The sequence below is a fragment of the Enterobacter soli ATCC BAA-2102 genome, from assembly GCF_001654845.1.
Classification (GTDB): domain Bacteria; phylum Pseudomonadota; class Gammaproteobacteria; order Enterobacterales; family Enterobacteriaceae; genus Enterobacter; species Enterobacter soli.
This window is the reverse complement of the sequence record NZ_LXES01000024.1, coordinates 1-12,770: the sequence shown is the minus strand read 5'-3', so window position 1 is coordinate 12,770 and position 12,770 is coordinate 1. Positions and strand designations below refer to the sequence as shown.

General features: G+C 51.4%; 11 protein-coding genes. 3 read left to right on the top strand and 8 right to left on the bottom strand.

Features of this window, described 5'->3' with window-relative positions:
* Positions 1–51: 51 nt before the first annotated feature.
* The 3 genes from ghxP to soxR form a co-directional block, all read right to left on the bottom strand.
* Positions 52–1,401, bottom strand: coding sequence for a guanine/hypoxanthine transporter GhxP (gene ghxP, locus M987_RS07435; RefSeq protein WP_014068532.1), 1,350 nt, complete (start codon positions 1,399–1,401; stop codon positions 52–54).
* Between the two features lie 298 nt (positions 1,402–1,699).
* Complete coding sequence (locus M987_RS07430) at positions 1,700–2,371, bottom strand: glutathione S-transferase family protein (protein ID WP_014068531.1); 672 nt, start codon at positions 2,369–2,371, stop codon at positions 1,700–1,702.
* Between the two features lie 351 nt (positions 2,372–2,722).
* Positions 2,723–3,181: a redox-sensitive transcriptional activator SoxR gene (gene soxR, locus M987_RS07425; protein ID WP_014068530.1), complete on the bottom strand. Its 459-nt coding sequence runs from the start codon at positions 3,179–3,181 to the stop codon at positions 2,723–2,725.
* A gap of 98 nt (positions 3,182–3,279) precedes the next feature.
* Here soxR and soxS point away from each other — a divergent pair, with 98 nt between their 5' ends.
* The gene (gene soxS / locus M987_RS07420; RefSeq protein WP_003860277.1) at positions 3,280–3,606 is read left to right on the top strand and encodes a superoxide response transcriptional regulator SoxS; all 327 of its coding nucleotides are present in this window, start codon (positions 3,280–3,282) and stop codon (positions 3,604–3,606) included.
* A 5-nt stretch (positions 3,607–3,611) separates the two neighbouring features.
* Here the strand turns inward: soxS and M987_RS07415 are convergent, their stop codons facing one another.
* Positions 3,612–5,180 carry an EAL domain-containing protein gene (locus tag M987_RS07415; protein WP_014068529.1) on the bottom strand — a complete coding sequence of 523 codons (1,569 nt, stop codon included), beginning with the start codon at positions 5,178–5,180 and terminating at the stop codon, positions 3,612–3,614.
* Positions 5,181–5,519: 339 nt separating this feature from the next.
* Positions 5,520–6,923 (bottom strand): diguanylate cyclase, encoded by a 1,404-nt coding sequence (locus M987_RS07410; protein ID WP_041162174.1) that lies wholly within the window; start codon positions 6,921–6,923, stop codon positions 5,520–5,522.
* A 477-nt stretch (positions 6,924–7,400) separates the two neighbouring features.
* Between M987_RS07410 and M987_RS07405 the strand changes: the two genes are divergently transcribed.
* Complete coding sequence (locus tag M987_RS07405) at positions 7,401–7,682, top strand: YjcB family protein (RefSeq protein WP_014068527.1); 282 nt, start codon at positions 7,401–7,403, stop codon at positions 7,680–7,682.
* A gap of 77 nt (positions 7,683–7,759) precedes the next feature.
* Here M987_RS07405 and ssb1 read toward each other — a convergent pair whose 3' ends face one another.
* Positions 7,760–8,284: a single-stranded DNA-binding protein SSB1 gene (ssb1, locus tag M987_RS07400; protein WP_014068526.1), complete on the bottom strand. Its 525-nt coding sequence runs from the start codon at positions 8,282–8,284 to the stop codon at positions 7,760–7,762.
* A 251-nt stretch (positions 8,285–8,535) separates the two neighbouring features.
* Between ssb1 and uvrA the strand changes: the two genes are divergently transcribed.
* A complete protein-coding gene (uvrA, locus tag M987_RS07395; protein WP_014068525.1) occupies positions 8,536–11,358 on the top strand; it encodes an excinuclease ABC subunit UvrA in 2,823 nt (940 codons plus the stop codon).
* A 3-nt stretch (positions 11,359–11,361) separates the two neighbouring features.
* On the opposite strand, the gene M987_RS07390 is transcribed toward uvrA, so the two are convergent.
* On the bottom strand, positions 11,362–11,715 hold the full coding sequence (locus tag M987_RS07390; RefSeq protein ID WP_014068524.1) for an MmcQ/YjbR family DNA-binding protein: 354 nt from the start codon (positions 11,713–11,715) through the stop codon (positions 11,362–11,364).
* Between the two features lie 116 nt (positions 11,716–11,831).
* Positions 11,832–12,545 (bottom strand): acid phosphatase AphA, encoded by a 714-nt coding sequence (gene aphA, locus M987_RS07385; protein WP_014068523.1) that lies wholly within the window; start codon positions 12,543–12,545, stop codon positions 11,832–11,834.
* Positions 12,546–12,770: the final 225 nt, after the last annotated feature.

Below are 12,770 nucleotides of genomic sequence, written 5' to 3'. Positions count from 1 at the left end.
GAAAATAAAAACGGGCGGCCAAAGCCACCCGTTTTCGCATAAATCGATAACTTAAATCGCCCAGCCACCGGCGTAGAACGCGACCAGTGCAATTGCGATGACCACAGTACCGATGTTCAGCTTACGCCACTCACCGGATACCAGGCGGCCAATCACCAGCGATGCGAAACCGATCATGATGCCGGTAACGATGTTACAGGTCAGCACGATGAACACCGCAGTAATCAGGCCTGACATGGCATCAACGAAATCTGCGAAATCGATTTTAGCCACGTTGCTCAGCATCAGCAGGCCGACATACATCAGCGCCGGAGCCGTTGCATACGCAGGTACCAGGTAAGAAAGCGGGGAGAGGAACAGGATCAGCAGGAACAACACGCCAACGGTGATGGCTGTCAGGCCGGTTTTACCGCCTGCCGCCGTGCCCGCTGCGGACTCGATGTACACCGCTGCTGGCGCTGCACCTACCAGGCCTGAGAAAACGCTGCTCAGGGAGTCGGTGGTCAGTGCTTTACCGCCGTCGATAATCTGGCCGTCTTTGTCCAGCAGATTCGCCTGGCCTGCTACCGCACGGATAGTACCGGTGGCATCAAACACCGCCGTCATCACCAGCGCCAGTACGCTTGGCAGGATCACCGGGTTCAGCGCACCAACGATATCCAGGCTACCAATCAGGGAGTTGCCTTTGTCATCGCTCAGGGATGGCATGGCGAAGATACCGGAGAAATGAACGTTCGGATCGAAAATCAGGCCAACAACGGAAACACCGATAATGGTCAGCAGGATACCGCCCGGAACTTTCAGTTTTTCCAGACCGATAATCACCGCAAGGCCAATCAGAGACATGATAACAGGGAAGCTGGCGAAGTGACCCAGGGCAACCGGCAGGCCGTCCAGTGGGTTTTTGATAACCAGGCCGACACCGTTAGCCGCGATCAGCAGCAGGAACAGGCCGATACCAATACCGGTACCGTGCGCCACACCTTGCGGCAGGTTGCGCAAAATCCAGCTACGAATGCCGGTTGCGGAGATAACCGTAAACAGGACACCCATCAGGAACACGGCGCCGAGCGCAACAGGCACGCTGATGTGCTGACCCAGTACCAGGCTGAATGCGGTAAATGCGGTCAGAGAGATAGCGCAGCCGATGGCCAGTGGCAGGTTCGCCCACAGGCCCATCACGATGGAACCCACACCGGCCACGAGGCAGGTGGCAACAAAAACCGCCGCAGGCGGGAAGCCCGCTTTACCGAGCATCCCCGGCACAACGATGACGGAATAAACCATCGCCAGAAACGTTGTCAGACCGGCAACGACTTCCTGGCGCACGGTGCTGCCGCGTGCAGAAATTTTAAACATGGCGTCAAGTGAACCGCCAGTACGCGCAGATGGCGTAGACATAGAAAACATCCCCTGAGAGTTTTTATAGAAAGTCCGTAAACGTGGTGGAGACTCCACTGCCAGCAAAACGTCAAATCCTTGTGCTACGTTTGTGACGAATAGGGGCGTCACAAAAAAAGCAAACGTTTAGCTCCGCGCTTACAAAACGGGTGGTCAAATTAAGGCAAACGATTATCTAGCCTAATCACCGCCCTTTTCAACTTAACTTTCTCGTTTTTCGCTAAAATTAGCTTATGACGCTGAAGAATTAACCAGAGTATGCGCAAACGTTATCGTCTATGCGCAATTTAGTAACATTTCAGCCTTCGCCTGGAATATCGAACGGCCCGCCTTGTTCGAGAGTACGTTGCCATCCTGGGCGCATTTCCACCCTTTTCTTCCAGGCATGAATATGTGGCAGGTTTTCAACGCCACCTCGCGCAAGCAGCGCAAAAACCGGAAAACTCATCTGAATATCAGCCATGCTGAAGTGCTCACCGGCAAACCAGCTGTTTTCGCTAAGATAAGATTCGATATAGCGCGCGTGGGTTTCCAGCTGTCGATTGAGCCAGGCCTTTTGTACCCCTTGCCCCAGCACCTTCCCCAGTGCCCGCAGTCCAAACGGGATAGGTGGTTTTCCCAGGCTTGCAAAAACCAGCTTCATCAACAGCAGCGGCATAAGCGAACCTTCTGCGTAGTGCAGCCAGAAACGGTATTGCACTTTATGCGCCGGATCCCGCGGCTTAAGCTGAAACTCTGCGTCATAGGTTTCCTGGAGATATTCCAGAATGGCACCCGACTCCGCCAGGATCAGTCCGTTATCTTCAATCACCGGGGATTTACCCAGCGGATGCACTTTTCGCAGCGCCGCAGGTGCCAGCATGTTCTTTTCGCGCTGGTAGTGAACTATCTGATAAGGCAAAGAAAGTTCTTCCAGCGCCCAAATCACACGCTGTGAACGCGACTGATTAAGATGGTGTACGGTGAGCATCATGTTCTCCTGTGATTCATACTGATTAACTATAGAAAATTGAATAACACCGCGAAAATAATTTGGCTAAAAAGTGAACTCCCGCACTGGCGAAAATCAGCTCCTTGCATAGAATTAAAGTGTCAGCACAATCCGGAACCTCCCCAACTTGCTCGACATGAGGGGTGCTGATGTCGGGGGAAACCCTCCCGTGAACCAGCGGGATAGAGTGAAAGACAAAGACCGGGAAAAACTAAAGCGCCCTTTATGTGGCGCTTTAGTTCTTTATAGGGTGCGGTGTTTTTGCCGGGTGGCGACTGCGCCTTACCCGGCCTACATTCACTGCGTTACTGGCGAACTGCCCAAATATCCTCAATCCTCTTCCAACAACCGTGCCCCTGTCCCCTGCTCGCCGAGCTTATCGCCCGGGTTACGCAATGGACAATCGCTGCGTGATAAACATCCGCAGCCAATACACCCGTCCAGTTCATCACGCAATGCCACCAGGGTATGAATGCGCCTGTCCAGTTCGTCACGCCACTGGGAGGAAAGCTCCTTCCACTCTTTTGCGCTCAGCGTGTGCCCTTCCGGCAGAACGCCAAACGCATCGCCGATGGTGGCCAGGGGAATTCCGATTCGTTGCGCAATTTTGATAATAGCCACGTAACGGAGCACATCGCGCGTGTAGCGACGCTGGTTCCCGCCGTTACGAATACTTTTAATTAACCCTTTGCTTTCATAGAAGTGGAGCGCCGATACCGCCACACCGCTTCGCTTTGCTACTTCACCAGGGGTTAAGAGCGCTTTGATGCGCGGTAATCTCTTTTCCATAAAACCTCTTTACCTCAAGTTAACTTGAGGAATTATACTCCCCCGCAGAGAAAACGACGAATCAACAGAGATAGTTGTATCTACAGAGGGGCAACCTTATGTCGCATCAGCAAATTATTCAGACACTTATTGAATGGATTGATGAACATATCGACCAACCGTTGAACATTGATGTGGTCGCTAAGAAGTCGGGCTATTCGAAATGGTATTTACAGAGAATGTTCCGCACAGTCATGCATCAAACGCTGGGCGATTACATTCGTCAGCGCAGACTACTGCTGGCAGCGCAGGCGTTACGCTCTACGCAACGGCCTATTTTTGATATCGCCATGGATCTGGGTTATGTATCGCAACAGACCTTCTCCCGCGTGTTCCGTCGCGAGTTCGACCGCACGCCGAGCGATTATCGCCATCAGTTGAATTAATGCGTTTAGCGTAAAGGCTGCTGCTGCCAGGTCATAAATTCCTGCGGCGGCATCGCTTTCGCGAAGTGCCATCCCTGACAGTACTGTACACCACGCTTTAACAGCCAGCTCACCTGCTCTGCCGTTTCCACCCCTTCCGCGATGGTTTTTAAGCGCAGGCTTTGTGCCATTTCGATAATGTGCTCAGCGATCAAGTGGCTGGTACTGTTGGTTGTCAGCGTGTCGACGAAAGATTTATCAATCTTGAGGATATCGACGTTCAGGGAATAGAGGTTATGCAGGTTCGAGTAGCCTGTACCGAAGTCATCGATAGCCACTTCATAACCCGCCTGGCGGAACGCCTGGATAACCGGCGTCGTTTTAGGGACATCGATAAACCCGCGCTCCGTCACTTCAATTTTGATCTGCTGTGCGCGAACCGAGTGGAAGCGGGCCTTATCCGAGATCAGGGCGATCAGGCGCGAAGAGTGGAAATCCGCAGCCGATAAGTTGATCGAAATATAAAGATGAGGATTTGCAGCCAGGAAATTACCCAGATCGCTAAAGACCTCTTCAACAACGTAATCGGTAATGCGTTCGATCATCCCTTCTTTTTCGGCCAGCGGAATAAAATCCGCAGGGCTCATCACAATCTGACCGTTAAACCCAGGCCATCTCAGCAGGGCTTCTGCACCCACGCAGCGGTTATTTTTAATATCAATAATGGGTTGATAATGAACGCACAACTGGCGCTTATTCAGCGCCCGGTGCAACAAGCGCCCTGGTGAATTGAGCTCACGATGAGTACGTGACCACACCAGCAGTATAATAATGCTGCAAATCATCCCCAGCGGCAGCGTCAGAGTTGCCTGATGATAGAGCGTTTCATAAAAACGTTTATTCGATGTCGAAACGATGGCGGCAATAGGGCGTTTTTCGGAATTTACAATCGTGTAGAAACGCTCATCTTTTTGAAATGTCGATTCCTTATGTCGAATCATCGAATTTAATAATGAAACGTTGGCCTGCGCACTGACTGAAAAAAATGCATTGGTAACGGTGTCATATACTCCCCACGACAGCGAATGATCGTTTGACATCACCTCGCTGTAAGAAAGTGGATTAACCACAACGACATAATTCCCACGCTGCATATACGTCATTTTATAACCGGTAAAAAATGGCGTATCGCGATAATAATAGATAGCAACGTCAGGCTTACGTTTGTAATTGGCGGGAGATATTAAGTAAGGGTGTTCAGGCGTAAGAACTGTCGAACAAAGAAAATTCTGACCTTCGGCATAAATTAAATCAGCGACGAACAAACGACCACGCACAACGTTCAACATATATTGACGATGTGTTGGCGTACACAATTTGCCCCGATATTTTTCGGCGTCATCACGCGCCAGGTCAACTTGTTGAATTACAAGTTCTGTTTTATCTAACGCCAGCTCGGCAAATGTTCGTAATTGGGCACTTGTTTCGGTTACGGCTCTGAGCTGGGCAAACCATAGCGCAAGCATCACCGGTAGCAGAACTACCATGATGATCCCTACCACTCTTAGCATCTTGCGCCGTGCGCTACGATTCATTTCCCGCCCTATATCCCTGCATTTTGCACGCCTGTAGTAATGAAGGCCGGATGCTTTGATAAACAGGTGATTACGTTGCATGAATCATGCGAAGTTAGCAACTGACTTTTAGTATTAAAAATCTTAATTTTCGTTATGCCGATAATATTCTCCCGTAAGCCAAACTGAAAGTATTCGTTCCGTTTCTATTAAGGAACATAATTATCCAGTCTGAGCGGGAGGTTTTAAGATAACACAACAGAGGATCGGTGATTAAGCTAAACTATTGGCAGCATGAAAAAAGAACGCGTTGAACATGAAATTTTATGCCATTTGGCGATAAGTCATCCCTGATTCGATTTATAAATAATCAGAAGCCAGCACTGTTTTCCCTCTTCCGGTACGCTTCGCATCATATAATGCTTTATCTGCTCGCGTGAGTAATGCCGAGGTATCGCGTTGACCCAGACCCACTTCAACCACACCGGCACTAAAAGCAAGCTCCAGCTTTCTGTCGCCGACCAGCAGGGGTTTTGCCTTCAATATGTGACGTAACTGGTTGGAGAGTCGTGTTGCGGCATCGCCGTCTGTTCGCGCCAGCAACAATAAAAATTCTTCACCACCCACTCGCCCCAGAGCCGATCCGGCCGGGCTGATTTCCCGTAGTCGATCGCAAAAATGGATCAGTGCGGCATCGCCAACCAAATGCCCCCATTCATCGTTGATTTGCTTAAAATAATCCAGGTCGAACATCAGTACGCAAAATTGGCTGTCGGCATCCTGTCGCGAATTCGCCGCCAGCGCCGATTTCAGCTTCTGCAAAATTGCTGAGCGGTTAAAACAGCCGGTGAGATCGTCAGTGGTAGCCTTAACCGCCAGTTGCAGCTCTGCTTTTTTCCGCTCGGTAATGTCCAGACCAATATTCAGAATCGAGTTGTCGGGTAACAAGATGTTAGACCACAGAATGGTCAGTTGCATCCCGTCTCTGCGCAGAGGATGCCATTCATACATGTCTTTTAGGGGAGAAACATGCACAGACTCCCGCACCCGTCGGCGCTCTTCAGGATCAGGATAGAAAAGTACCAGCGGATCGGAATGCGCAGCGACCTCCGCCATACTCCAGCCAAATACTTTTTCACACTCTGCATTCCACAATACACAACGGTTATGTTTGTCGAAGGAGTTCATGAGTACCGGGGCTCGCTCGAACAAGGTTTTATACTGCGTGACTACCCGCTGCATTTCTTGCGCCGTTTTTTCTCGCGCAATAATTTCTTCAAAATAGTCTTTTAGCTTCTCAACCAGCACCACCACGATATTTTTAAGGATCGGGAGCGAATTGAGTCGTTCATCAAACGCTAAAAAGAAATAGCCGCTACAGTGCCAGTCGTGTGAAGAGAGTTTGCATAAAACACCGCTTTGTAATTGCGTGTAACCCGGGTGCTGAGGGGGAAAAAGTGCGCGGCCGATATGCTCTTTCCAGTACACCACCCGCCATGACCGGTTATGGCGTTGCAGCGTGGTACTGGCAAGAAAATCAGTTACTTCAAAAGAGTGACAGGTGACGTCACCTGCGCACACCACCCGTTGCAATCCGTCATCGTCATCAACGCTGACCCAGGCAAGTGTTGAACCTAAAACCCGGTTAATGGTGCCCAGCATTTCCGATAAAGAGCACTGAGAATTAAGCAGTGGCATAAGCTTAGCCAGTGCGTGCAGCGCCTGCATACTGTCATTAACAATATCGCGTCGTTTTTCTTTCATCATTTGTTCGCAGGTCATTAAATGATAGACCGACCGCAACATATATTCAGATTAAAAAACATTAATTACTGAATAAAAATTCAGAATAATTAAATAACACTCTGTGTGTAATGAAAATGATACGCATCAGAAAAAAACCAAAAAATTCAAAAACCTGAATTATTAGCTACGAGTACATTTATTTGTCCACTCAAGCATAATCTATAGGGTTTATGCTGTAAACGTTATACAACTTTTGAAATATTGCAGAGGTTTGGCTATCTCAATGAATTCATTACAAAGAGTGAAGGAAGCCCACCATTAGCCTGCAAAGATATATTTTCATTTGCGTTCAAAAGCATATCTCGTGTCTATGTCTGCGACTATTTTCATCATCCTGACACTGGCGAATAAAACAGCAAGTGTGATATAGTTCACACATATTATGTAACTCAAAACGCTGTTTCAGTCGTTAGTCTGTTTTTCGAGGATAGGTTTATGGCAACCATTACCACCAGCATGGTTCTCCTGCGCTGGCCGTTGTTCAGTGCGGTTTTGATGTTTTTAGCCAGCACGCTGAACATTCAATTTCGTAAATCTGACTACGCTGGCCTTGCGGTGATCAGCACCGTGCTGGGACTGGGCGCGGCATGTTGGTTTGCAACGGGCTTGCTTGGCATCACCCTGCTGGATATCGCAACCATCTGGGAAAATGTGAAAGTCGTCATGGTTGAAGCAATGAGCCACACTCCGCCGGACTGGCCGATGGTGATTACCTGACAGAGTCATTCCTGCGGGTACTGATGGGCACAATAAAAAACCTCGCATTTGCGAGGTTTTTTTATGCCTGACAGAAATCAGAACGGGATATCGTCGTCGAAGTCCATTGGCGGTTCATTAGATGGCGCCGGCGCAGACTGCTGCTGCGGACGAGACTGTGCACCGCCGCTGAACTGGTTGCCGCCCTGTGGCTGCTGAGGCTGACCCCAACCGCCCTGCTGCTGGCCGCCACCTGCTGGTGCGCCACCGCCCTGACGGCCACCCAGCATCTGCATGGTGCCGCCGACGTTTACCACAATTTCGGTCGTGTATTTTTCAGCGCCGGACTGATCGGTCCATTTACGGGTACGCAGCTGGCCTTCGATGTAAACCTGAGAACCTTTACGCAGGTACTCACCCGCCACTTCAGCCAGTTTGCCGAACAGCACAACACGGTGCCATTCGGTCTGCTCTTTCATTTCACCGGTCGCTTTATCACGCCAGGATTCGGAAGTAGCCAGCGTAATGTTGGCAACTGCGCCACCACTCGGCATATAGCGTACTTCCGGGTCCTGGCCCAGATTACCGACGAGAATCACCTTGTTTACGCCTCTGCTGGCCATGTTCGTGTCTCCTGAATACGTTTCTTAATAGTGTAAACGCGCGAGTGTACCATTTCCATACGCCACTTTGATAGTTGCGTAGCACGTTCCAGACTTCTCTCGCGAACTGAACATTGTTACACAGCGAATCAGAAAATGCATTCCAATACTGTATATTCAAACAGGTCAATTTGTGTCATAATTAGCCGTTTCTGACAGCCGGTTGTCCTTCAAACAAACCAGGCAAACAGTGTTCCTACCGGGAAAGGTGAATGGATAAGATCGAAGTTCGGGGCGCCCGCACCCACAATCTCAAGAATATCAACCTCATTATCCCTCGCGACAAGCTCATCGTCGTGACCGGGCTTTCGGGGTCTGGCAAATCCTCACTGGCTTTCGACACTTTATACGCCGAAGGACAGCGTCGTTACGTTGAATCGCTCTCTGCCTATGCCCGGCAGTTCCTGTCGTTAATGGAAAAACCGGACGTTGACCATATTGAAGGGTTGTCACCTGCTATCTCTATTGAGCAGAAATCGACTTCACATAACCCGCGTTCAACGGTGGGTACGATTACCGAAATTCATGACTACCTGCGCCTGCTGTTTGCACGCGTAGGTGAGCCGCGCTGCCCGGATCACGACGTGCCGCTGGCCGCGCAAACCGTGAGCCAGATGGTCGATAACGTGCTGGCACAGCCGGAAGGCAAACGCCTGATGCTGCTCGCGCCAATCATTAAAGAGCGTAAAGGCGAGCACACCAAAACGCTGGAAAACCTGGCAAGCCAGGGCTACATCCGTGCACGTATCGACGGCGAAGTGTGTGACCTGTCTGATCCACCGAAGCTGGAATTACAGAAGAAACACACCATCGAAGTGGTGATTGACCGCTTCAAAGTGCGCGAGGATCTGGCGACACGTCTGGCCGAATCCTTTGAAACAGCGCTCGAACTCTCTGGCGGCACCGCCGTGGTGTCCGACATGGACGACCCGAAAGCCGAAGAGCTGCTCTTCTCAGCGAACTTTGCCTGCCCGATTTGCGGCTACAGTATGCGCGAGCTTGAACCGCGCCTGTTCTCGTTCAACAACCCGGCGGGGGCATGTCCGACATGCGACGGGCTGGGCGTCCAGCAGTATTTCGATCCAGACCGTGTGATTCAGAACCCGGAACTGTCGCTGGCTGGCGGGGCGATTCGCGGCTGGGACAAGCGTAACTTCTACTATTTCCAGATGCTCAAGTCGTTGGCTGAGCACTATAAATTCGATGTGGAAGCCCCGTGGGCCAGCCTGAGCCCAACGGTACACAAAGTGGTGCTGTACGGTTCCGGCAAAGAGAACATCGAATTCAAATACATGAACGATCGTGGCGATACCTCCGTGCGCCGTCACCCGTTTGAAGGCGTGCTGCACAACATGGAGCGCCGTTACAAAGAGACGGAATCCAGCGCAGTGCGCGAAGAGCTGGCGAAATTTATCAGCAACCGCTCCTGCGCCACCTGCGATGGCACGCGCCTTCGTCGCGAAGCGCGTCATGTGTTTGTCGAAAATACCGCGCTGCCGACCATCTCAGACATGAGCATCGGCCACGCTATGGACTTCTTCACTAACCTGAAGCTTTCCGGTCAGCGCGCGAAAATTGCAGAAAAAGTACTGAAAGAGATTGGCGATCGCCTGAAATTCCTGGTGAACGTCGGTCTGAACTATCTGACGCTTTCCCGTTCGGCTGAAACGCTCTCAGGCGGTGAAGCGCAGCGTATCCGTCTGGCAAGCCAGATTGGTGCGGGCTTAGTGGGCGTGATGTACGTGCTGGATGAGCCCTCTATCGGCCTGCATCAGCGCGATAACGAGCGCCTGCTCGGTACGCTTATCCACCTGCGTAATCTTGGCAACACGGTGATTGTGGTCGAGCACGACGAAGATGCTATTCGCGCCGCAGACCACGTTATCGACATCGGCCCGGGCGCAGGCGTGCACGGCGGCCAGGTCGTGGCGGAAGGGACGCTCAAGGATATTATGGCGGTGCCTGAATCGCTGACCGGCCAGTACATGAGCGGTAAGCGCAAAATTGAGGTGCCGAAACAGCGTGTCGCGGCGAACCCGGAAAAAGTACTGAAACTCTCCGGTGCTCGCGGCAACAACCTGAAAGACGTGACTCTGACGCTACCTGTTGGCCTGTTCACCTGTATTACCGGCGTCTCCGGTTCCGGCAAATCGACGCTTATCAACGATACGCTGTTCCCGATTGCGCAGACCCAACTTAATGGCGCTACGCTTGCTGAACCAGCACCGTACCGCGATATTCAGGGACTGGAGCATTTCGATAAGGTTATCGATATCGATCAGAGTCCGATTGGCCGCACGCCACGTTCCAACCCGGCAACCTATACCGGTGTATTCACGCCTGTACGTGAACTGTTTGCCGGTGTGCCGGAATCGCGTTCACGCGGGTATACGCCAGGACGTTTCAGCTTTAACGTACGCGGCGGCCGTTGTGAAGCCTGTCAGGGTGACGGTGTTATCAAGGTAGAGATGCACTTCCTGCCAGATATTTACGTGCCGTGCGACCAGTGCAAAGGTAAGCGTTATAACCGCGAAACGCTGGAGATTAAATACAAAGGCAAGACCATCCACGAAGTGCTGGATATGACCATTGAAGAGGCGCGCGAGTTCTTTGATGCCGTGCCTGCGCTGGCGCGTAAACTGCAAACGCTGATGGATGTGGGGCTGACCTATATCCGTCTTGGGCAGTCAGCGACCACGCTTTCCGGCGGTGAGGCGCAGCGCGTGAAGCTGGCGCGCGAATTGTCCAAGCGCGGCACCGGCCAGACCCTGTACATTCTGGATGAACCGACCACTGGTCTGCACTTTGCGGATATTCAGCAGCTGCTCGACGTGCTGCATCAGTTGCGCGATCAGGGCAACACCATTGTGGTGATTGAACACAACCTCGACGTGATTAAAACCGCAGACTGGATTGTGGATCTCGGTCCGGAAGGCGGTAGCGGCGGCGGCGAAATTCTTGTATCCGGTACGCCAGAAACCGTTGCAGAGTGCGAAGCGTCGCACACCGCACGTTTCCTCAAGCCTTTGCTGTAATCGTCACACGGAGAGCTGTTGTCGGGTCGATTCCGGCAACAGCTCAACGGCCTGCTGATAAGACGCATCCACCAGATAGTAAATTTGCGAGCCGGGCAGCGAGCCATCAAGATAGACGGTGCTCCAGTGGGCTTTATTGAGATGCTTGCTTGGCCGGACATCATGGTGCTGCTCGCGTAGCAGTTCAGCCAGCTCCGGGCTGGTTTTCAGCGATGCCGCCGGGCGACCTTCAACCTCTTTCACCATGGCAAACAGCACATCGCCAACCTTTATCTGCGTGGCTTTCCAGTCACTGTGGACGCTTTGCTCTGCGCCGGGCTTATTCATGCAATATTGAAGTATCTCCGAGATTGTCATCTTTGCTCACCTGTAAATGGGTTGAACGCGACCTGAGTACCTGCCTCTTTAAGTGTGCAGCAAGACGACAAAAGGTAAACCCGGCAGGCCTGATTTGTACAAAAAATCAGCATACCTCAGTATTCAGAATTCACAATCACCTCTTCGCCAAAACTCCCCGCCATTGGCAGCGGTCGGTAGGTCGAATTAGAGGCGCGTAACACCCTGATCCCTCTGGCACCGACATCACGAGCGGCGGTGATATCGTTATCTGAATCACCATAAAATACTTTGATATTTTTCTGCTCCAGCCACTGCGTTTTGGTGTTCTGACCGGGTTTATCACCCGCAAATATCACCAGGTTCATGTTGGCAGCAGGGATCAGAAAATCGTCCTGCAAGGTTTTGGATACCGTTTCGGTTTTGGTCTGGCTGCGTCCGGTCACAAAGAAAATGCTGTCGCCGCGCTTAACGTGCATGGCAATTAGCGAGCGAGCGACCTCTTTAGGAATGCTGAATTCATCCCAGCCATTATTCATTTTTTCCCAGAATTCCGGGGTTTTCAGATAGGCTTCGCTGTCTGGTGAGTACATTTTTTTACCGCGCCAGAAGCCCGGGCTTGAGAACAAGACGGTGTCGTCGATATCAAACCCCACGGCCATCGGCGGGCGACCCATCAGGCTGTTTTCAATCTGTGCCACAGAAACCCAGTGGATCGGTGCTTGTTCAGCAAGGATGGCGGCGGTGGTTCCGGTGTAAACCGGTGTGGGCGCGGAAGCTCGCGCAACGACGGCACTATTAAGCGAGAACAATAAGCAGGCGGCGCTGAGCGCCAGTGTGATCTTGCGCATATTTTCCCCTGAATATTCAGTTTGTTATCGTTTTATTTTGAGCGAATGGTCAAAAAACTACCCGACCATAACCCCAGCGGCAGGTGAAGGGAAGGAGTTTTTGCTTATGGAGCGGAATAAAAAGAAGAAGATCACAGAGTGTAGCCTGATGCCCTCACCCTAACCCTCCCCCATAGGGTTGAGGGATCCCCACAAAAAATACGAGCACGGACGGCTCCCTCTCCA